The organism is Pantoea endophytica, assembly GCF_002858935.1.
In the GTDB taxonomy this organism is placed as follows: domain Bacteria; phylum Pseudomonadota; class Gammaproteobacteria; order Enterobacterales; family Enterobacteriaceae; genus Pantoea; species Pantoea leporis.
Map to the genome: position 1 here is coordinate 278,222 of NZ_PJRT01000033.1, position 20,190 is coordinate 298,411.

Below are 20,190 nucleotides of genomic sequence, written 5' to 3' on the forward strand. Positions count from 1 at the left end.
TCTGATAACGCTTTGGTCAGGCGATACGTTGTGACGGTGTGGCGGCGCTTAATGCCAGCTTCACCGGCACCGATTTTGAGGTCGGCGTACCGCTGCCGTCGCCAAAACTCGAGAGCGGCACCAGCGGGTTGGTTTCCGGATAATACGCCGCGAGGTTACCGCGCGGAATGTTATAGGGCACCAGCTTGAAACCGCTGACGCGACGGGTTAAACCGTCATTCCACAGCGTCTCGATATCCACCAACTGGCCTTCAGTGAAGCCCAACGACGTCATATCATCCGGATGGATAAACACCACTTCGCGCTGACCGTACACGCCACGATAACGGTCATCGAGGCCGTAAATCGTGGTGTTGTACTGATCGTGTGAACGCAGCGTTTGCAGCGTGAACGGCACCGCGACATCGCCCAACTGCGGGAACAGCGACGTTGGCAGGTCGGCGGCGCTGAACTCAGCACGTTTGCTTGGCGTATTGAAGCGCAGCTCGGCGGCAGCGCTACCCAGGTAGAAACCGCCCGGAATGTCGCACTTGTTATTGAAATCAGCAAAGCCGGGAATGGTGGCGGCGATGTGATCGCGAATCAGATCGTAATTGCCTGCCATCGCCAGCCAGTCGATTTTATCGCTGCCTAATGTCGCATGGGCGATGCCAGCCACAATCGCGGTTTCAGAACGCTGCGTCTCTGCCAGGGGAATGCCGACGCCTTCTGAGGCGTGCACCATGCTGAACGAGTCTTCCACGGTGATGTACTGATTACCGCTTGCCTGACGATCGCGTTCGGTACGGCCCAGCGTTGGCAGAATCAGCCCTTCGTGGCCCGGCACCAAATGGCTGCGATTGAGTTTGGTGCTGATGTGCACGGTCAAACCGCAATGCTGCAACGCTTCTTCGGTGACCGGTGAATCCGGTGCGGCCGCCGCGAGGTTGCCGCCCAGCGCAATCAGCACTTTCACTTCGTCACGCAGCATCGCGTTCAGCGCTTCAACGGTGTTGTGACCATGCTCGCGCGGGGGTTCGAAATCAAAGTGCGCGCCGAGTGCATCGAGGAACGGCTTGCCCGGCTTCTCATCGATGCCCATGGTGCGGTTGCCCTGCACATTACTGTGGCCGCGCACCGGACACAGGCCTGCGCCTTTCTTGCCCAACTGACCAAACAGCAGCTGCAGGTTGGTGATCTCGCGAACGGTATCCACCGAGTGTTTATGCTGAGTAATGCCCATCGCCCAGGTGACAATCACGCGTTCAGCACTTTGATAGATCGCCGCCGCTTCACGAATCTGCACTTCGCTCAGACCGGATTGGCGCACGATATCGTCCCAGCGGGTGTTATCAACGGCGGCAAGATACGCGTCAATGCCATGAGTGTTGGCATCGATAAACGCCTGATCGAAAATGCCTTCTTCACCGGCAGCTAAACGTGCACGCTGTAGCTCAAGCAGGGCTTTCACCATGCCGCGCACCGCTGCCATATCGCCGCCCAGATTAGGTTGGTAATAGGCGGAACTGATGGTGCCCGCCATCGACGTGACAATCTCGAGCGGCTTTTGCGGATCGGCAAAACGCTCGAGGCCGCGCTCGCGCAGCGTGTTAAAGGTGACAATTTTCGCGCCGTGATCGGCCGCGTGCCGCAGGCTGTGCAGCATGCGCGGATGGTTGGTGCCCGGATTCTGACCCAACACGAAAATCGCGTCGGCATGATCAAAATCGTCCAGACGAATGGTGCCTTTACCCACGCCGATGCTGCGTTTCAGGCCGGTGCCGCTGGCTTCGTGGCACATGTTCGAGCAGTCGGGGAAGTTGTTGGTGCCCATCACACGGCCAAACAGCTGATAGAGCCAGGACGCTTCGTTGCTGGCGCGGCCGGAGGTGTAAAGCTCCATTTGATTTGGATGATCCATCGCCTTCAAATGGCGAGCAATCAAGGCTAACGCATCGTCCCAACTGATAGGTTCGTAGTGGTCGGTCGCGCTGTTGTAGCGCATCGGATGGGTTAAGCGTCCCTGGTACTCAAGGAAGTAATCGCTCTGCTGATAAAGAGTGCTGACGCTGTGCTGGGCAAAAAATTCCGGCGCAACCACACGACGCGTGGCTTCCCACGTCACCGCTTTTGCCCCGTTTTCACAGAAGCTGAAGGTGCTTTTGTTGTCATCGCCCCATGCGCAACCTGGGCAGTCGAAACCGCGCGCTTTATTCATGCGCATCAGGTTTCGCATGTTCTTCAGGGCAGCTTTACTATCAAGGACGAAACGGGTGGTGGCTTCCAATGAACCCCAGCCGCCCGCAGCAGCGCGATAGGGTTGAATCTTACGTTTAAATTTCATAGTTGCAGGCTTATTTGTTTATGAGTTGTTATCAGAATATGTCTTCTGTTAGCGGGAAGTGTGCGACTCTCCTTAAAAGTTGTCTAATTGATTGGTTTAATGGTGCGATAGGTGGCGTTTATCGTGAAACGCACGCAAAGCGTGACCTAAGTCAAACTTCCCCGGCTGTTAAGGGGCGGCAGTTACGTGCTGCTGAGATAACTGACTAATAATTGCTCTTTCCATTCTGAAAAGGGCACGCAGCATGAAGAATCTGGCAAGCCAAATTCACGCCTTCGGTAAAGCCTTAATGATGCCCATCTCGGTGATTGCTGCCGCAGGGATCTTTCTTGGCCTGGCCGCCGCAATGCAAAATCCGGCCATCACCGGCGATGCCTTCGCCAGTCTGCAGGTGCCACAGCTGATTATCGGGTTTATCCGCAAGGTGGCGGGCGCGCTGTTCGCCAATTTGCCGCTGTTCTTTGCGGTGGCCAGCGCCATCGGGCTGGCGAAAGCGGAGAAACCGACCGCCGCCTTTGCCGCCGTAATTGGCTATATCGCCATGAATGTTGGTATCAGCTCCACGCTGGCGTCGAAAGGTTTGACAGCCGCTACCACCACGCCAGAAGCGCTGCAGAAAGCGGGTATGGATCAAACCGCAGCGATGATGACGTCGGCCGAATACATCGACATGCTCGGCATCTTTACTTACAACATGAGCGTGCTGGGCGGCGTGATTGCTGGATTGATTACCGTGCTGCTGCATAACCGTTTTTACACTCAGCAACTGCCGACGGCGATCAGCTTCTTTGGTGGACGCCGCTTTGTGCCGATCGTGACCGTGGTGGTGCTGCCGCTGGTGGGCGTGCTGCTGGCGTTGATTTGGCCGACCATCGGCGAAGGCATCGCGTGGGTGGGTTTGATGATTGGTAAAAGCGGGCAATACGGCGCCTTCCTGCTTGGCACCAGCGAACGCTTACTGATTCCCACCGGTTTGCACCATATCCTCAACGAAACCGTGCGCTTCACACCGATTGGCGGCATGGCAACGGTTGATGGACAAAGCATCGTCGGCGCGCTGAACATCTTCAACACCTCGCTAACGCATCCCGGCGCCATCCCGGACGACACGGTGCGCGGCGCGACGCAGTTCCTCGCGCAGGGCAAAATTCCGGTAATGATGTTTGGCTTACCAGCCGCCGCGCTGGCGATCTACCACACTGCGCGCCCTGAGCATAAGCAGCGCGTTAAAGCGCTGGTGCTGGCCGGTGCACTGACTTCCTTTACCACCGGCATCACCGAGCCGCTGGAGTTCTGTTTCATCTTCGTGTCGCCGGTGCTCTATATCCTGCATGCGCTATTAACCGGCCTGTCATTTATGTTGATGTCGATGCTGCATTTGATGATTGGCAACGTGCAGGGCGGCGCCATCGATCTGGTGGTGTTCGGCATTCTCGGTGGCAGCAAAACGCATTGGTGGTGGACGATTGTGCTCGGCGTAATTTATGTGCCGATTTACTACTACGGCTTCCGTTTTGTCATCACGCGGATGCGGGTTGAAACGCCGGGACGGGAATCCGATGAGGAGCACAAACCCGAACAGGTGGCGGCGGATGAGCGCACCAAAGTGATCATCAGCGGGCTGGGTGGCGAAGCCAATATAGAGGACGTCGATTGCTGCTTCACCCGGCTGCGCGTGCGGGTCAAACAGATGAATGAGGTGGTGGATCAAACGTTACTGACCACCGGCGCGAACGGCATCAATCGCGTCAGCGAACACGATATCCAGGTGATTTATGGCCCGCAGGTCGAGAAGATCGCCAACGACGTAAAAAGTGCCTTGGGTGTGGCGTAACACAATAGCCGCTGCGCGTGGGCGCAGCGCAGCGGCAACCGCCATGATACACTGCTGTTTTCCAGCCAATTCTGCTTTCCATGGACATCAAACAATTAATCTATCTGACGAATCTTGAACGCGAACGCCACTTTGGCCGCGCGGCAGAGGTCAGCTTTGTCAGCCAGCCGACGCTATCGATGCGCCTGAAAAACCTCGAACGCGAATTAGGGCTGTCGCTGATCAATCGCAGTAATAATTTCGATGGCTTTACGCCAGAAGGCGAGCGCGTACTGACCTGGGCGCGGGAAATTGTTTCGGTGTATCAGGGATTGAAGCTGGAAGTGGAGTCGCTCAAGCATGGCGTCAACGGCACCTTGCGGCTTGGCGTGATGCCGCAGTGCAGCGTGGCGCTGCCAGCGTTGTTGAAAGCGGTTGAAGCGCGTTATCCACAGCTGGATTATCGCGTGGCCGCGATGAGCGCCGATCAGCTGCTGGAAGCGCTCAACAGCCACACCGTGGATGGCGGTATCGGCTTTTTTGAACTGACGTCACTGCGCGAGCTGCATTTTCAAACTGCGCTGTTGAAAGATCCGGGTGTCGAGGCGCTGTTCAATCCGGCGCACTTTCCGGCGCTGCTCGAGCAAGAGAACATCTCGCTCGCCACGCTTGCCTGCCAGCCGCTTTGTCTGGCGGAACCTACGCGCTATTTTCGACGCTATCTTGATGGGCAGCTGCGGGAAACCGGCTTGATCCCACGTGTGATCGTTGAGAGCGCGTCGATTATGCAACTGCTGCAAAGTGCGCAGGTTGGTTTGGGCGTGATGGTGTCGCCACGCGGGCATCTGTTGCCGGAGCTGATGCAGAATCTGGCGCGGCGGCCGATTGAGATGGCGCCGATGGGCCGGCAGGCGGCATTAGTGATTGCCGAGCCGGGCAGAGCATCGCCGCTGGCTCAGCATTTCTTTGATGAAGCGCGGCGACATCTGCCCGATTAACGGGGTTCGCCGAGCGCCATCAGCAGGCGATCCTGCCAGCTGGCGAAAGCCACCGCTTGCAACAGCGTGAAGATGCGTTCGCTGCCCCAGCCCGTGTTCAGCAGCGGCTGCAAATGCGCAGCACTGAAGCGGTCGGGCAGGCGAGTGAGCTGGGCGCTGAGTGAAATCACTGGCGATGCTGCGCCAGCGCTTTCGACATCCTGCAGCAGTGCGTCACGCCATTCATCGGTAACAAAATCAAACTGACGTCGACAACCCAGCACGCGTGCGCTAACCGCCTGCGCCAGCGCTTCATCCCCGGCAAAATGTTCACTCAGCCGCTGTTTTAGCGTGGCGAAGCCATACAGCGCTTGCGCATCGTGCACCAGCAGCCAAATGGCATCATCCAATCCCTCAATACCCTGACAGAAAGTAACCGCCGCCAGTTGATCGGCGCTGGCATAGCGCAGTTCAACCGGTTTCAACGCGTGCTGCCAGCCGTCGTTGCCGGTAAACAGCGCTGCGCTGGCGTCCGGCGGCGGTGTTACGCCCGGAATCCAGCGCACCGGCAAGCCCATCATCGCCTGCAGCGATGCCACCACGCGTGACTGATAGCTGACATATCCCACCAGTTGATTCAGCGTGACGATATCGGGCTCGGTTAAGCCCACCGCGTCCAGCGCGCTGATGCTGTTGGCGGTGATCAGTTCCGGCTGCATCGCCAGCTGACGCGCATATTGGGTGATTTGCGTCAGGCGATTATTGCTTTCACGTGATGAGTCCGGACCCGGCAACGGATTGAGCCGGGCTGAGTAGTGATTGCACAGGCGCTGCACGCCGGCGACCTGCGCCACCGTTAGCGCGGTGCTGAGGCGATCGTACAGCGTTAAGGTGTGGGTCAAACTGGTGGCAAGCGTATCGGGAAACAGAATCTGGCTGAGATCGCGCGCGGCCAATAACGCAGGCTGAAAACGCGACAGCAGCGGCTGTAGCGCGGTCGCTTCCTGTTGCAAACCGAGTAAGAAACGATCGTCGATATAGGCGGCTTCGGGCACCAGCGGCGCAGTGGCGGTGCTATTCGGGCGAGTCTGGCTTTCATAAAACCAGTGGTCATGGCCGGGAGAACGGCGTTGTTCCATGGTCATTCCTTGCGCTAAAAACGGACTTGCTGCACAGCGTGCGAATCTGAAAAGCAGGCATGCAACAAAGGGCTAGCTTATCGTCGCTGAACGGCTGTCCACGGCAAAAGAATGTTGGGGAATAATTAATAGCTTACGAGTATAAGGAGGGCGTTATTTGAAGAGGAGGTCGCCATGAAAGGCGACCTTAGGTAAATCTTATTTCAGTTCCAGCTCGTTCATTGCGGCAATGCTGAAGCCGCCATCAACGTGTACCACTTCGCCGGTGATACCACCCGCCAAATCAGAGCACAGGAATGCAGCTGAGTTACCCACGTCTTCAATAGTAACGGTACGACGAATCGGGGTAACCGCTTCGCAGTGCGCCAGCATTTTACGGAAATCTTTGATGCCTGATGCAGCCAGCGTACGGATTGGACCGGCAGAAACGGCGTTAACACGTGTGCCTTCTGGACCCATTGCGTTCGCCATGTAGCGTACGTTAGCTTCCAGAGACGCTTTCGCCAGACCCATCACGTTGTAGTTCGGGATGGCGCGCTCTGCACCCAGGTAAGACAGGGTCAGCAGGGCGGAATTCGGGTTCAGCATCGCACGGCACTCTTTCGCCATCGCAACAAAGCTGTACGCGCTGATGTCGTGAGCGATCTTGAAGCCTTCACGGGTAACAGCATTCACGTAGTCGCCATCCAGCTGATCGCCAGGTGCGAAACCGATGGAGTGAACGAAACCGTCAAATTTCGGCCAGGTTTTTGCCAGTTCGGTGAACAGCGCAGTGATGCTCTCGTCTTCAGCCACATCGCATGGCAGAACAATGTCTGAACCCAGATCTTTAGCAAACTCTTCCACACGACTTTTCAGTTTGTCGTTCTGGTAGGTGAAAGCCAGTTCTGCGCCCTGTTTGTGCATCGCCTGCGCAATACCGTAGGCGATTGAGAGTTTACTGGCAACGCCAGTAATCAGAATGCGCTTACCGGAAAGAAAACCCATAGCTGTAATCCTTTTGGTCATTGTTGTTGGCGGTCGCGATGGTTGAAAAACAGGCGACCGACGTTAATCTCGTGCGAAGTCTAGCACGTCTCTATAAATGCGGTAAATCGCACCGCGTTTTCGGCGCCTTAACGCTCGCGGCGCCAGGCTTCAGCGGTTAAGGCTTCACCAAAGTGGCTGGTGATCAGGCGTTTGGTGAGATCGTGCAGCGGCGAGGCCAATACATCGGCGGTGCCGCCGCGCTCGACCACTTCGCCCTGATGCATCACCAGCACCTGATCGCTGATGTGCTTCATCATGCCGAGATGCTGCGTGACATAAATATAGGCGATGCCGTGCTTCTCCTGCAGTTCCAGCATCAGGTTTACCAGCTGTGAACGCATGGTCATATCCAGCGAGGCGAGGGCTTCATCGGCGACGATCACTTTTGGCTGCAGAATCAGCGCTCGCGCCAGCGCCAGACGCTGCTTCTGGCCCGGCGCCAGCATGTGCGGATAGTATCCGGCGTGGTCGCGCAGCAAACCGACCTGACGCAGCGTGGCGATAATGCGTTTTTCACGCGCGTCATCATCCAGCTCGGTATTCAGGCGCAGCGGGAAATCGAGTATCTGGCTGATGCGCTGGCGCGGATTCAGCGAGGTTGAGGGATCCTGAAAAATCATGCGAATGCGCTGGCTGCGATAACCATAATCACCGTACTCCAGCGGATGATCGTCAATCAGCATCTCGCCCTCGCTCGGCTCGATCATGCCGCTGAGCATTTTTGCCAGCGTCGATTTTCCCGAACCGTTTTCACCAATCACCGCCAGCGTCTGTTTTTCACGCAGGGTAAAACTGACGCCTTTCACCGCCTCAACGTGCTGACGACGGAACAAACCGGTGCGATAGCGGTAGGTTTTACTCAGGTTGCGCACTTCCAGCAGCGTTTCCATGTTTACTGGCTCTCCATATTCAGCGGGAAGTGACAAGCAAAGAGATGCGCTTTATTGCCGGTCAGGCGCGGTGTTTCGATGCACTTACGCTGCGCATACGGGCAGCGCGGCCCCAGACGACAGCCAATCGGCAGATGTTCCAGTGAAGGAATCGCGCCAGAAAGCGTGTTGAGGCGGCTTTTGTGCGGCAGCGCGCTACCGAAATCGGGCATCGCCCGGATCAGCGCCTGCGTGTAAGGATGATGCGGTGACTCCATTAACTCTTCGCTTTGCGCGATCTCCACCGTCTGGCCGCAATACATCACATTAATGCGGTCGGCCCAGTGGCTCATGGTGCGCAGATCGTGGCTGATCAGCAAAATAGTGGTGTTATTATTCTGATTGAGGCGGCTCAGCAGGCGGAAAATTTGCGCCTGCGTGGTCGGCTCCATCGCATTGGTTGGTTCATCGGCGATCAGTAAACGCGGCTGATTGGCCAGCGCGATGGCGATCATTACCTTTTGGCATTCGCCGTCGGTGAGTTCATACGGGAAACTGCGCATGATGTCTTTATGATCTTTGATGCCGACGCGATGCAGCAGCTCAATGGCGCGCACTTTGCGCCAGAACCACAGCCGTTTATACCAGCGGCCTTTGTGCGTCCAACGCGGAATCGCCTGCATCAGCTGGCGACCAATACTTTCTGACGGATCAAGACAGGATTGCGGCTCCTGAAAAATCATCGACACGTTATGGCCGACGATCCGACGGCGTTCGCGCGGTGACAGGCGCAGCAGATCAATATCATCAAACACCATGCGATCGGCGGTGACGCGCCAGTTATCTTTGGTGACGCCGCAAATTGCTTTGGCGATCAGACTTTTGCCTGAACCCGATTCACCCACCAAACCGCGGATTTCGCCTTCGCTTAGCGTCAGGTTGATGCGATCAACCGCTTTGACCGGACCGTCAGCGGTCATAAATTCGATGGTCAGGTTACGGATATCCAGTAGCGGCATTATTCAACTCCCGCTTCTACAGCGCGACGAATGCCGTCGCCCAGCAGGTTAACGATCAACACGCTGACCATCAGCGCCACGCCCGGCAGCATGACCGTCCACGGCGCAACGTAGATCAGCTCCAGCGCGTCACCCAGCATCGCACCCCATTCGGGTGAGGGCAGCTGCGCGCCAAGATCGAGGAAACCGAGTGCGGCGATGTCCAGAATCGCCATCGACAGCGAGCGGGTAAATTCGCTCACCAGCAGCGGCAGCACGTTAGGCAGCACCGCATTCCACAAGATATTCAGGTTGCGCGCACCATCAAGACGCAGCGCCACCACATACTCTTTTTCCATCTCATCATGCACAGCAGTATAGATCTCGCGCACCAGACGTGGGATCAGCGCGAGAAACACCGCCAGCATCGCGTGTTCCAGGCGCGGGCCGAGAAATGCCACCACGATAATCGCCAGCAGCAGCGAGGGAATCGACAGTAAGGTATCCAGCACGTGATTCATCACCGCCGAGCGCATGCCGTGCGTGATACCGGCAAACACGCCAAGCACCAGCGCACAAATTGCCGCCAGCACCGTCACCAAAATCGCCGATCCCACGGTCGGCGCTACGCCGCTCAGCAGGCGGCTCAGCACATCACGGCCTAAATCGTCGGTGCCGAGGAAGAAGGAGACATCGCCGTAGCGCGACCACGATGGCGGCAGCAGCTGATAACCCAGGAATTGCTGATCGATGCCATACGGCGCCAGCAGGCCGCCAAACAGGCACAGGAACAGCAGCAGGCCAAAGCCGTATAAGCCGACCATGCCGCTGGTATCGCGATACAAGCGCTGCCAGCTGCGACGCAGCGTGCTGGGCAGCCGCTTCTCGTCGTAGACATTATCTAAGGGCATACCATTCCTTATGTTTCAGCGGGTTAAGCGCCGCACCCAGAATATCGGATAACACGCTGACCAGAATCACCAGACCGCCCACCACCATCACGCCAGCGGAAATCGCCGCGTAATCCTGCTGGCGAATGGCGTTAATCAGCCAGCGGCCGAGGCCCGGCCAGTTGAACACCACCTCGGTGATCATCGCCAACGTCAGCATGGTGGAAAATTGCAGCCCAAGGCGCGGAATCACCGGCGGCAGCGCATTGTGCAGCACGTGGCGGCGGATCACCGTGAAGCGCGACAGGCCGCGCGTGGCGGCGGCTTTGACGTAGTTTTTGTCCATCACATCGCTGGTGCTGCTGCGCAGTAAGCGGATCATTTCGGTAGCAGGCGCAACGGCGAGAACGACCACCGGCAGAATCATGTGCGTTAAGGCGCTGACCAGCATTTCATGACGCCACGGCGACGGGCTCAGCCAGGCATCAATCAGCGCAAAGCCGGTAACGTTTTGCACCGGATAGAGCAGGTCGAAACGTCCGGACACCGGCAACCAGCCGAGCGTTAACGAGAAGAACAGCGTAAACAGCAGCGCCAGCCAGAATACCGGCATCGAGAAGCCAAGCAGCGCCAGTGCGCTAATGGCTTTATCCTGCCATTTTTTGCGCATCACGCCGGCGCAAATTCCCAGCGGAATCCCCACCAGTAGCGCCAGAATAAATGCCATTACGCACAGCTCCAGCGTGGCGGGAAACACTTCGCGCAGCTGAAGATCAATCGGCTGGCCGTTGGTGCTGGAGACGCCAAAATCGAACTGCAGCAAGCCCTTGAACCAGAACCACCACGCATCAAACAGCGATGCGCCTTCGAGCGGGGCATTTGGTGTGAAGTAGCTCAGACTGAAGCTCACCAGCGACAGCAAAAACAGGGTGATGAGCAGCAGCACCACGCGACGCAGAATATAGATAATCATGCTTACTCCTCGCTGCTCTCATCGCGGTAAACGCCAGCGAACGAAGCGTTACCAAACGGGCTCAACACCAGGCCTTTGATATCATGCCGATAGGCTTGCAAACGCAGCGATGACGCCAGCGGCAGCACCGGCAACTCCTGCGCCAAAATCTGCTGAGCCTTGTCATAGCTGTCAATGCGCGCCGATAGCTGCTGTGACAACAGTGCATGCTGCAAAGCCTCATCAAAGGCGGGCGAGCACCAGTGTGCGTAGTTGGTTTGCGAACGGATCGCCGCGCAGCTTAACAGCGGACGGAAGAAACTGTCGGGATCGTTACTGTCGGTTGCCCAGCCGGTGAGCGTGAGGTCATGGTTCATCTCCATCAACTGCGCTTCCTGGAAGCGGCCTTCCACCGGCGCGATAGTGACGCGCACGCCAACCTGAGCCAAATCCGCTTGCAACAATTCAGCGGTTTTTAGCGGGCTGGGATTCCACGACTGCGAGGAAGAGGGCACCACTAAACGTAAATGTAAATCTTCCAGCCCCAGCGCTTTCAACTCTTCACGCGCTTTAGTTGGATTGTATTCGGTGACGCGCGCATCGTTGTCATACGCCCAGGACGCACGCGGCAAAATGGAGGCGGCAGTTTCGGCGGTGCCGTAATAGATCGACTCCATCAGGCGTTCGTTATTGATCGCCAGCGCCAGCGCGTGACGCACTTCCGGGCGATCCAGTGGCGGTTTGCGCGTGTTGAACGCCAGATAGGCGATGTTCATGCCAGGACGCAGCGTCATGCGCAGGCGCGGATCGTCACGCAAAATGCTCAGCTGGCTGGCGGCGGGATAGGCCAGCACATCGCATTCGCCGGTCAGCAGTTTGGATAACCTTCCGGTGCCGCCGACGCCCAAATCGATCACCACCTGCTGCAGACGCGGCACGCCTTTCCAGTACTGCGGATTACGCGCCAGGCGGAGATATTGCCCGGTACGGTATTCGCTCAACTGGAACGGGCCGGTGCCGACCGGTTCGCGGTCCAGCTGTTCCTGCTGGCCTTTAGCGCTGAGTTTATTGGCGTACTCCTGCGACAAAATCGGCGCGTAATGCGTCGCGATATGCCACAAGAATGAGGCGTCCGGGCTGTTCAGGCGGATTTCAACGGTATCGCTATCCAGCTTTTTCACACTCTGCACTGAATCGGCAAACTGCAGGCTATCAAAATAGGGATAGCTGCCGCCGTTGACGTTGTGCCACGGATGCTTGCGATCAAACATGCGTGCAAAGCTGAACACCACATCATTGGCGTTCATTTTCCGCGTCGGTTTAAACCAGTTGGTGTGCTGGAAGGCGACATCTTTACGCAGGTGAAAACGGTAGGTTGCGCCGTTATCACGCACTTCCCAGCTCTGGGCGAGGTCGGGAATCAGCCGATAAGTATAAGGATCCACGTCCAGCAGCCGGTCATAAAGCTGCGCCGCCAGCGTATCAACGACTAATCCGCTGCTAACCATTTGTGGATTGAAGGTATTAACCGTGCCGTTAACGCAATAGACAAAACCGCTGTTGCGGATGTTGTCCGTTGGCGCGGCCCACGCTGACGCGCTCATTATGCTGAGACCCAGCAGCAGAGAGGGGAATAATTTTGGCATAGAACTCAACGATTCTGAGGCAATAGCGTGAGTGTATCTTAAACGCCACGTACTCCCCAAATTCGCGACGCTTCTGCTGTGTTTTTCGCCAAACTGGCGATGGGGTAATCACAATCTCTGTGTGGAGATGAGAAAAATTCTCAATTAGGGGTTTACAGATGATAATAAGAATGATTATTATTCTTCTGCGCTTCGACGGTGGCTCTACCGAAGAAGAGCACGACATTGCTCACATTGCTTCCAGTATTAGTTGCCCGCGTTAACCCGCGGGCTTTTTTTCGTCCTGTTTCGAGCGGCTGCTGCGTTGGCTGCGCTCGTCCACCCTGGTCACATACTTATGTATGCTCCCAGGGATGTCCTCGCTTGCCGCCTTGCATCCACTCGAAACAGTTAGAAAAAAACACCGTGCGATTTGCTTTAAAAAAGAAAAATCAAATGAATACGTATAGGCGACGTTTATGGCGATTTGGCTAATCCTCGTCGCGTGCCTGAATACCGTGCTTTTTCATCATGGCGCGCAACTGATGGTACGTCACACGCAATAACTCGGCGGCGCGGCGCTGGTTGTATTTGGCTTGCTGTAAACTCGCTTCAACCAACTCGCGTTCCTGTTGATTTTGCCACTGACGCAAATCCAGCGGCAGGGAAGGCAAGGCAGATACGTCCGCCTGGGCAATGACGTCGGTGGGCGGCGTGCGGGGGGCGAACGGGTTAATGATAATGTTATCCAGCTCATCGTCGGCGCTGTGATGGCGATAAACCGAACGCTCGACCACGTTCTTCAGTTCACGCACGTTGCCGGGCCAGCTGTGATTCAGCAACGTCAGCTGGGCGCGATCGCTGAAGCCAGGGAAAAGCGGCAAGCCCAGTTCGCGGCACATCTGAATGGCGAAATGGTTGGCCATCACCAGTATGTCGCTGCGGCGTTCACGCAGCGGCGGCAGCTGCACCACATCAAAGGCGAGGCGATCGAGCAGGTCGGCGCGGAATCTACCGGCGGCGGCAAGCGCCGGCAAATCTTCATTGGTCGCGCACACCAAACGCACATTCACCTGCAAAGATTGATTACCGCCAACGCGTTCCAGCTGTCCGTATTCAATCACGCGCAGCAATTTCTCCTGCACCAGCATCGGCGCGGTGGCGAGTTCATCAAGAAACAGCGTGCCGCCATCAGCGCGTTCGAAGCGTCCAAGATGGCGTTTTTGCGCCCCGGTAAACGCGCCCGCTTCATGACCGAAGAGTTCGGAATCGAGCAGGTTTTCATTTAGCGCAGCGCAGTTCAGCGAAACAAACGGACCTTCCCAGCGGTTTGACAGATAATGCAGGCGGCTGGCAATCAGCTCTTTGCCGGTGCCGCGCTCGCCAATCACCAGCACCGGTTTTTCCAGCGGCGCTAAGCGCGAAACCTGTTCCAGTACCTCCAGAAAGTTATTCGATTCGCCTAACAGGTTGTCTGAACTGTTCGCCATGATGAAATTCGCCACTGATTAATCAATTTCACTACCTTAAGCGATGTTCTGGCGGATGTAAAATAAACAAATAGCGTAAAATCAATAAATTAAAAGTTGGCACGCGAATTGTATTAGTGAAGAGCGCCTCGCGCACCTACACACAAAATTTGAGGAACATCATTATGGGTATTTTTTCTCGTTTCGCCGACATCGTGAACGCTAATATCAACTCTCTGCTGGAGCGCGCCGAAGATCCGCAGAAACTGGTACGCCTGATGATTCAGGAAATGGAAGATACGCTGGTAGAAGTCCGTTCAACCTCAGCCCGTGCGCTGGCCGAAAAGAAACAGCTGCTGCGCCGCAGCGAGCAGGCTGAAATTCAACAGGCCGAATGGCAGGAAAAAGCGGAGCTGGCGATTAATAAAGGTAAAGAAGATCTGGCGCGTGCTGCTTTAATTGAGAAGCAAAAGCTGACCGATTTGATTGCTGCGCTGCAGCAGGAATCGACTCAGGTTGAAGAGACGCTGGACCGCATGAAAGGCGAGATCGGTGAGCTGGAGAAAAAACTCACTGAAACCCGTGCGCGTCAGCAGGCGTTAACGCTGCGCCATCAGGCAGCATCGTCATCACGTGATGTGCGTCGTCAGCTCGACAGCGGCAAGATTGATGATGCGATGGCACGCTTCGAATCCTTTGAACGTCGCATCGATCACATGGAAGCAGAAGCAGAAAGCCAGCGTTTTGGTAAACCAAAAGGTCTGGATCAGGAGTTCGCCGAGCTGAAAGCCGATGATGAAATCAGCCAGCAGCTGGCCGCGCTGAAAGCCAAAATGAATCGCCCTGAGTGATCGCCACGGGCCTGATTGCGGGCCCGAGTTAAAAATGGTGTTAGTGATTAAGGAGAGTCAATGAGCGCACTTTTTTTAGCCATACCTTTAACGATTTTCGTGCTGTTTGTCGCACCAATTTGGTTATGGCTGCATTACAGCAACAAACGCAACGGCGGCGCCGATCTATCGTCCAGTGACCTGCAGCGTTTGCAACAAATTACCCAGGATGCGCGCCGCATGCGTGAGCGTGTTGAAGCACTGGAAGCCATTTTGGATGCCGAACATCCAAACTGGAGGCAACCATGATGAATGGTCGTAAACTGTGGCGCATTCCGCAGCAGGGCAAAGTACGCGGCGTCTGCGCGGGTATCGCCGAGTACCTCGACATTCCGGTGCGCTTGCTGCGTGTGATTGTGGTGTTGTCGCTGTTCCTTGGACTGTTTATGTTCACCATCGTCGCCTATTTTATTCTGGGCTTTGTGCTGGACGAGAAACCCGTTGATGCGACATCTGAACGGGCACCCAGCGCACGTGAACTGCTCGACGAGCTGGAAACAACGCTGCAAAGCGATGAGCGAAAGGTGCGTGAAGTTGAACGCTACGTCACTTCAGAGACGTTTAGCGTGCGCAGCCGCTTCCGCCAGATCTAAATTCCCGGGCTTTCGGGCCCACTTCTTCTATTGTGATAAGAGGCTCTATGCAAACTCAACGTTTTACTGCTCTGCGCCGTCGCGCGACACCTGCGTTGATGTCGGCGGGGAAATTTATCATCATTAGTGCAGTAACTTACGGGCCCGGCGGTATCGCTGGCTGGGCGGTGAAATCGGTGGCGCGCCGTCCGCTGCGCCTGTTGCTGGCGGCCGCCCTGGAACCGTTGCTGAGCAAAGCGTTTAAACGCTTATCGGCACGATTCATCAGGGAGAACGATGAAAAGACTGCAAAATGAATTTGTGGCGTTGATGAACCGCGGTGTTGACCGCCATCTGCGCCTGGCTGTAACCGGTTTAAGCCGTAGCGGCAAAACCGCGTTTATCACTTCGCTGGTTAACCAGCTTCTCAATGTCCACAGCGGCGCACGTTTGCCGCTGTTTTCCGTGGTGCGCGAAGATCGCCTGCTGGGCGTCAAGCGCGTGCCGCAGCGTGAACTCGGCACGCCGCGTTTCACCTACGACGAAGGTCTGGCGCAACTGTACGGCACGCCGCCGATGTGGCCGACGCCGACGCGCGGCGTGAGCGAAATGCGCTTGGCACTGCGCTATCGGCCGGATGAATCGCTGCTGCGCCATTTCAAAGATACCGCCACGCTCTACCTTGAAATTGTCGATTATCCTGGCGAATGGCTGCTGGATCTGCCGATGCTGGCGCAGGATTATCTCAGCTGGTCACGTCAGATGGTGGGCTTGCTGCAGGGCGATCGCGCAGGCTGGTCAGCACAATGGCGCAGCTTGTGCGCCGATCTCGATCCTTTTGCGCCCGCCGATGAAAATCGTCTGGCAGCGATTTCCGCTGCCTGGACCGACTATCTGCACCAATGCAAAAGCGAAGGCTTGCACTTTATCCAGCCGGGCCGCTTTGTATTGCCGGGCGATATGGCCGGCGCGCCCGCGCTGCAGTTCTTCCCGTGGCCGCAGGTCGACGAGATGCAGGTTAGCAAGCTGGCGCAAGCGCCAGCAGGCAGCAACTTCGCCATGCTGCAGCAGCGTTTCAACTATTACTGCCAGCACGTGGTGAAAGGATTCTATAAAAATCATTTCCTGCGCTTCGATCGCCAAATCGTGCTGGTCGATTGTCTGCAACCGCTTAACAGCGGGCCGCAAGCGTTCAACGATATGCGCCTCGCCTTGACGCAACTGATGCAGAGTTTCCACTACGGTCAGCGCACGCTGTTCCGCCGTCTGTTCTCTCCGGTGATTGATAAGCTGCTGTTTGCTGCCACCAAAGCCGATCATGTGACTTCGGATCAGCACGCCAATATGGTGTCGCTGCTGCAGCAACTGGTGCAGGACGCGTGGCAGAATGCGGCGTTCGAAGGCATCAATATGGATTGCCTCGGTTTAGCCTCGGTGCAGGCCACAGAAAGTGGGCTGGTTGATCATCGTGGCGAGAAATTACCGGCGTTGCGCGGTCATCGTCTTGCCGATAATGAAGCGCTGACGTTTTATCCCGGCGAAGTGCCGCCACGCTTGCCTGGCCACAATTTCTGGCAGCAGCAGGGATTTCAGTTTGAACAGTTCCGGCCGCAGCAGCTGGATGTTGATCGCCCGCTGCCGCATATTCGCATGGATGCCGCGCTGGAATTTTTACTGGGAGATAAATTGCGATGAGCGACGAAACACCTTTGAAAGGACGCATTGATTTTGCCCGTCCGCTGACGGTGGAAGCGGAAAAACCGCTGCGCGCCGCACAAACCTTTAGCGCGGACAGCGAGAAAGCCTTTCTCGCCACGGCGGAAGCCGAGCCGTTGGAAGAGGGCGAAGGCGAAAAAGTGGTGGAAGCCGCGCTGCGGCCGAAGCGCAGCCTGTGGCGTAAAATGGTGGGCGTTGGCCTCGCTATTTTCGGCGTCAGCGTGGTGGCGCAGGGCGCGCAAACGCTGCACGATGCGTGGCTGCTGCGCGACTGGTTTACCCTCGGCACCGGCGTGGCGGGCACATTGATTGTCGCCGCGGGGGCGGGTGCGCTGATTGGCGAATGGCGGCGTTTATATCGTCTGCGTCAGCGGGCCGAAGAGCGCGATATTGGCCGCGAATTGCTGCACAGTCACGGCGTCGGCAAAGGTCGTGCGTTCTGTGAAAAGCTGGCGCAACAGGCGCAGCTTGATCAGGCGCATCCTGCACTGCAGCGCTGGCATGCGGCGCTGCATGAAACCCACAACGATCGTGAAATTGTCACATTATATGCCCAACTGGTGCAGCCGGTGCTGGATCGTCAGGCGCGCCGGGAAATAAGCCGTCACGCCGCCGAATCGACGTTAATGATCGCCGTTAGCCCGCTGGCTTTGGTAGACATGGCGTTTATCGCCTGGCGCAATCTGCGGCTGGTCAATCGCATCGCGGCGATCTATGGCATTGAGCTGGGTTACTTTAGCCGCATCCGCCTGTTCCGCTTAGTGCTGCTCAATATGGCGTTTGCCGGGGCTTCCGAACTGGTGCGCGAAGTCGGGATGGATTGGATGTCACAGGATCTTGCCGCGCGCCTGTCAACCCGCGCTGCGCAAGGGATCGGTGCTGGTTTGCTCACCGCACGCCTCGGCATTAAAGCGATGGAGCTGTGTCGCCCGTTACCGTGGCTGGAAGATGATAAGCCGCGTCTGGGCGATTTCCGTCGCGAGTTAATCGGTCAGCTGAAAGAATCCCTGGTAAAAAGTGGGGATAAAGCAGGGCAGGCTGCTAAATAATCAGCACTTGCGTACCTTTCACGCTGCAACTGGCGTGAAAGGTAAAATTATCTGTGTTACCACGCATATTCGGCGGGATTTTTGTTGGTCGCTCCGTTACACTTCCCTTTATCACCTGCCTCTGGCTGTCAACTTTTCCTGACAGGCCTCTTCTGAGGCGCTGCAAGTTAGCGTATTATCACTAAAATCAAAACCTGACTAAGGCTCATCGCAATGCGTTTGGAAGTTTTCTGCCAGGACCGAATCGGTCTGGCGCGCGAGTTGCTCGACCTGCTGGTTGCCCGCAATATCGACCTGCGCGGCATCGAAATTGCGCCACTCGGTCGCATTTACCTCAATTTTACCGCGCTGGAGTTTGAACCCTTCAGCAATCTGATGGCGGAAATCCGCCGTACACCTGGCGTGACAGATGTGCGTACCGTTTCGTTTATGCCCTCTGAACGCGAGCATCGCGCATTGAGCGCGCTGCTGGTGGCGATGCCAGAACCGGTGTTATCCATCGATCTGAAATGCAAAGTCGAGCTGGCCAATCCGGCAGCGCAAAATCTGTTTACCCTTGATGAACAGAAGCTGCGCAATCAAAACGTTGGCACTTTAATCACCGGCTTCAATTTCCAGCGCTGGCTGGAGAATGATCGCGTTGACGCACAGGCGCAGCATGTGGTGATTCAGGGACGCGATTTCCTGATGGAAGCGCGACCAATTTATCTGGCAGAAGAAGAGGGCCAGAGCGACCTGCCGGTCGGCGCGATGATCACCCTGAAATCGACGGCGCGTATGGGCCGACAGTTGCAGAATCTTACCGTTACCGATGAATCGGAGTTCGATCATATCGTGGCGGTTACGCCAAAAATGCGTCAGGTGATCGATCAGGCGCGCAAGCTGGCGATGCACGATGCGCCGCTGTTAATCGTGGGCGATACCGGCACCGGCAAAGATATGCTGGCGCGCGCCTGTCATTTGCGTAGCGCGCGCGGCAAAAAACCGTTCCTGGCGCTGAACTGCGCCTCATTGCCGGATGATGTGGCGGAGAGCGAGCTATTTGGTCACGCTGCCGGTGCTTATCCCAATGCGCTGGAAGGCAAGAAAGGCTTCTTCGAGCAGGCTAACGGCGGTTCGGTATTGCTGGATGAGATTGGCGAAATGTCGCCACGCATGCAGACCAAACTATTGCGTTTCCTCAACGACGGCACGTTCCGCCGCGTGGGTGAAGAGCATGAAGTCCACGTTGATGTGCGCGTGATTTGCGCCACGCAGAAGAATTTGATTGAGCTGGTGCAGCGTGGTGAGTTCCGCGAAGATCTGTTTTATCGCCTGAATGTGCTGACGCTCAATCTGCCGCCGCTGCGTGAACGTCCACTGGATATTCTGCCGCTCACCGAAATGTTTGTCGCGCGTTTCGCCGATGAACAAGGCTTGCCGCGTCCGCGCCTCTCATCGCAGCTGACGCCATTCCTGACGCGTTATAACTGGCCCGGTAACGTACGCCAGTTAAAGAATGCGCTGTACCGCGCGCTGACGCAGCTGGAAGGTTACGAGCTGGGACCACAAGATATTGTGTTGCCAGAGCAGGCGCTGGATGTGTCATTGGGCGAAGAGGCGATGGAAGGTTCGCTGGACGATATCACCAGCCGTTTCGAACGTTCGGTGCTGACGCGTCTCTATCTCTCTTATCCCAGCACGCGCAAACTGGCGAAACGCCTCGGCGTGTCGCATACCGCGATTGCCAATAAGCTGCGTGAATATGGGTTAGGGCAGAAGCGCAACGAGAGCGAGTAATAGAGCGCGTGCATTTCGCAACGCCGTTCTGTCTGCGGTCGCCATTTATGGCGTAATCCTTGTCGGTTAAGCCAACGACGAGTGCGCTGGACGGAGCTTC

18 protein-coding genes are annotated in these 20,190 nt (G+C 56.6%); 9 read left to right on the forward strand and 9 right to left on the reverse strand.

Annotated features, from left to right (window positions below):
- Positions 1-16: 16 nt before the first annotated feature.
- On the reverse strand, positions 17-2,323 hold the full coding sequence (locus tag PZBJ_RS22025; RefSeq protein WP_101764283.1) for an FdhF/YdeP family oxidoreductase: 2,307 nt from the start codon (positions 2,321-2,323) through the stop codon (positions 17-19).
- A 244-nt stretch (positions 2,324-2,567) separates the two neighbouring features.
- Here PZBJ_RS22025 and PZBJ_RS22030 point away from each other — a divergent pair, with 244 nt between their 5' ends.
- Both PZBJ_RS22030 and PZBJ_RS22035 read left to right on the forward strand, forming a co-directional pair.
- Positions 2,568-4,157 (forward strand): PTS transporter subunit EIIC, encoded by a 1,590-nt coding sequence (locus PZBJ_RS22030; protein WP_101764284.1) that lies wholly within the window; start codon positions 2,568-2,570, stop codon positions 4,155-4,157.
- A gap of 80 nt (positions 4,158-4,237) precedes the next feature.
- Positions 4,238-5,134, forward strand: coding sequence for a LysR family transcriptional regulator (locus PZBJ_RS22035; protein ID WP_101764285.1), 897 nt, complete (start codon positions 4,238-4,240; stop codon positions 5,132-5,134).
- Here PZBJ_RS22035 and PZBJ_RS22040 read toward each other — a convergent pair.
- The 8 genes from PZBJ_RS22040 to pspF form a co-directional block, all read right to left on the reverse strand.
- Positions 5,131-6,252: a CMD domain-containing protein gene (locus PZBJ_RS22040; RefSeq protein WP_101764286.1), complete on the reverse strand. Its 1,122-nt coding sequence runs from the start codon at positions 6,250-6,252 to the stop codon at positions 5,131-5,133. The genes PZBJ_RS22035 and PZBJ_RS22040 overlap by 4 nt on opposite strands.
- 198 nt (positions 6,253-6,450) lie before the next feature.
- Complete coding sequence (fabI, locus tag PZBJ_RS22045; RefSeq protein WP_007892455.1) at positions 6,451-7,239, reverse strand: enoyl-ACP reductase FabI; 789 nt, start codon at positions 7,237-7,239, stop codon at positions 6,451-6,453.
- Between the two features lie 128 nt (positions 7,240-7,367).
- Positions 7,368-8,171, reverse strand: a complete 804-nt coding sequence (gene sapF / locus PZBJ_RS22050; RefSeq protein ID WP_101764287.1) for a putrescine export ABC transporter ATP-binding protein SapF — start codon at positions 8,169-8,171, stop codon at positions 7,368-7,370.
- A gap of 2 nt (positions 8,172-8,173) precedes the next feature.
- Positions 8,174-9,169 carry a putrescine export ABC transporter ATP-binding protein SapD gene (gene sapD, locus PZBJ_RS22055; protein WP_101764288.1) on the reverse strand — a complete coding sequence of 332 codons (996 nt, stop codon included), beginning with the start codon at positions 9,167-9,169 and terminating at the stop codon, positions 8,174-8,176.
- Positions 9,169-10,059 carry a putrescine export ABC transporter permease SapC gene (sapC, locus tag PZBJ_RS22060; protein ID WP_101764289.1) on the reverse strand — a complete coding sequence of 297 codons (891 nt, stop codon included), beginning with the start codon at positions 10,057-10,059 and terminating at the stop codon, positions 9,169-9,171. The genes sapD and sapC overlap by 1 nt, the downstream gene beginning before the upstream one ends.
- Positions 10,046-11,011 carry a putrescine export ABC transporter permease SapB gene (gene sapB, locus PZBJ_RS22065; RefSeq protein ID WP_101764290.1) on the reverse strand — a complete coding sequence of 322 codons (966 nt, stop codon included), beginning with the start codon at positions 11,009-11,011 and terminating at the stop codon, positions 10,046-10,048. Before sapB ends, sapC begins: the two co-directional genes overlap by 14 nt.
- A 2-nt stretch (positions 11,012-11,013) precedes the next feature.
- On the reverse strand, positions 11,014-12,636 hold the full coding sequence (gene sapA, locus PZBJ_RS22070; protein ID WP_101764291.1) for an ABC transporter substrate-binding protein SapA: 1,623 nt from the start codon (positions 12,634-12,636) through the stop codon (positions 11,014-11,016).
- Between the two features lie 470 nt (positions 12,637-13,106).
- Positions 13,107-14,105, reverse strand: a complete 999-nt coding sequence (pspF, locus tag PZBJ_RS22075) for a phage shock protein operon transcriptional activator (RefSeq protein WP_101764613.1) — start codon at positions 14,103-14,105, stop codon at positions 13,107-13,109.
- 164 nt (positions 14,106-14,269) lie between these two features.
- On the opposite strand from pspF, the gene pspA reads away from it, so the two are divergent.
- The 7 genes from pspA (at position 14,270) to tyrR (ending at position 20,090) form a co-directional block, all read left to right on the forward strand.
- On the forward strand, positions 14,270-14,935 hold the full coding sequence (gene pspA, locus PZBJ_RS22080) for a phage shock protein PspA (protein ID WP_008106471.1): 666 nt from the start codon (positions 14,270-14,272) through the stop codon (positions 14,933-14,935).
- 60 nt (positions 14,936-14,995) lie between these two features.
- Complete coding sequence (gene pspB, locus PZBJ_RS22085; protein WP_007888081.1) at positions 14,996-15,223, forward strand: envelope stress response membrane protein PspB; 228 nt, start codon at positions 14,996-14,998, stop codon at positions 15,221-15,223.
- Positions 15,220-15,567 carry an envelope stress response membrane protein PspC gene (gene pspC / locus PZBJ_RS22090; RefSeq protein ID WP_101764292.1) on the forward strand — a complete coding sequence of 116 codons (348 nt, stop codon included), beginning with the start codon at positions 15,220-15,222 and terminating at the stop codon, positions 15,565-15,567. Before pspB ends, pspC begins: the two co-directional genes overlap by 4 nt.
- A gap of 47 nt (positions 15,568-15,614) precedes the next feature.
- The gene (gene pspD / locus PZBJ_RS22095) at positions 15,615-15,863 is read left to right on the forward strand and encodes a phage shock protein PspD (protein ID WP_007888070.1); all 249 of its coding nucleotides are present in this window, start codon (positions 15,615-15,617) and stop codon (positions 15,861-15,863) included.
- A complete protein-coding gene (locus PZBJ_RS22100) occupies positions 15,844-17,241 on the forward strand; it encodes a YcjX family GTP-binding protein (RefSeq protein ID WP_101764293.1) in 1,398 nt (465 codons plus the stop codon). The genes pspD and PZBJ_RS22100 overlap by 20 nt, the downstream gene beginning before the upstream one ends.
- Positions 17,238-18,311, forward strand: coding sequence for a YcjF family protein (locus PZBJ_RS22105; protein WP_101764294.1), 1,074 nt, complete (start codon positions 17,238-17,240; stop codon positions 18,309-18,311). Before PZBJ_RS22100 ends, PZBJ_RS22105 begins: the two co-directional genes overlap by 4 nt.
- 213 nt (positions 18,312-18,524) lie before the next feature.
- Entirely contained in the window at positions 18,525-20,090 is a 1,566-nt protein-coding gene (tyrR, locus tag PZBJ_RS22110) for a transcriptional regulator TyrR (RefSeq protein ID WP_101764295.1), read from the forward strand.
- Positions 20,091-20,190 lie beyond the last annotated feature (100 nt).

Excerpts from the sequence above, each read along its gene's own strand:
- PZBJ_RS22040 (WP_101764286.1), bottom strand. The coding sequence starts at position 6,252 with ATGGAACAACGCCGTTCTCCCGGCCATGACCACTGGTTTTATGAAAGC.
- sapD (WP_101764288.1), bottom strand. The coding sequence starts at position 9,169 with ATGCCGCTACTGGATATCCGTAACCTGACCATCGAATTTATGACCGCT.
- sapA (WP_101764291.1), bottom strand. The coding sequence starts at position 12,636 with ATGCCAAAATTATTCCCCTCTCTGCTGCTGGGTCTCAGCATAATGAGC.
- pspB (WP_007888081.1), top strand. The coding sequence starts at position 14,996 with ATGAGCGCACTTTTTTTAGCCATACCTTTAACGATTTTCGTGCTGTTT.
- pspA (WP_008106471.1), top strand. The coding sequence starts at position 14,270 with ATGGGTATTTTTTCTCGTTTCGCCGACATCGTGAACGCTAATATCAAC.
- tyrR (WP_101764295.1), top strand. The coding sequence starts at position 18,525 with ATGCGTTTGGAAGTTTTCTGCCAGGACCGAATCGGTCTGGCGCGCGAG.
- PZBJ_RS22105 (WP_101764294.1), top strand. The coding sequence starts at position 17,238 with ATGAGCGACGAAACACCTTTGAAAGGACGCATTGATTTTGCCCGTCCG.
- sapC (WP_101764289.1), bottom strand. The coding sequence starts at position 10,059 with ATGCCCTTAGATAATGTCTACGACGAGAAGCGGCTGCCCAGCACGCTG.
- pspC (WP_101764292.1), top strand. The coding sequence starts at position 15,220 with ATGATGAATGGTCGTAAACTGTGGCGCATTCCGCAGCAGGGCAAAGTA.
- PZBJ_RS22035 (WP_101764285.1), top strand. The coding sequence starts at position 4,238 with ATGGACATCAAACAATTAATCTATCTGACGAATCTTGAACGCGAACGC.
- sapF (WP_101764287.1), bottom strand. The coding sequence starts at position 8,171 with ATGGAAACGCTGCTGGAAGTGCGCAACCTGAGTAAAACCTACCGCTAT.
- pspD (WP_007888070.1), top strand. The coding sequence starts at position 15,615 with ATGCAAACTCAACGTTTTACTGCTCTGCGCCGTCGCGCGACACCTGCG.
- fabI (WP_007892455.1), bottom strand. The coding sequence starts at position 7,239 with ATGGGTTTTCTTTCCGGTAAGCGCATTCTGATTACTGGCGTTGCCAGT.
- PZBJ_RS22025 (WP_101764283.1), bottom strand. The coding sequence starts at position 2,323 with ATGAAATTTAAACGTAAGATTCAACCCTATCGCGCTGCTGCGGGCGGC.
- sapB (WP_101764290.1), bottom strand. The coding sequence starts at position 11,011 with ATGATTATCTATATTCTGCGTCGCGTGGTGCTGCTGCTCATCACCCTG.
- PZBJ_RS22100 (WP_101764293.1), top strand. The coding sequence starts at position 15,844 with ATGAAAAGACTGCAAAATGAATTTGTGGCGTTGATGAACCGCGGTGTT.
- pspF (WP_101764613.1), bottom strand. The coding sequence starts at position 14,105 with ATGGCGAACAGTTCAGACAACCTGTTAGGCGAATCGAATAACTTTCTG.
- PZBJ_RS22030 (WP_101764284.1), top strand. The coding sequence starts at position 2,568 with ATGAAGAATCTGGCAAGCCAAATTCACGCCTTCGGTAAAGCCTTAATG.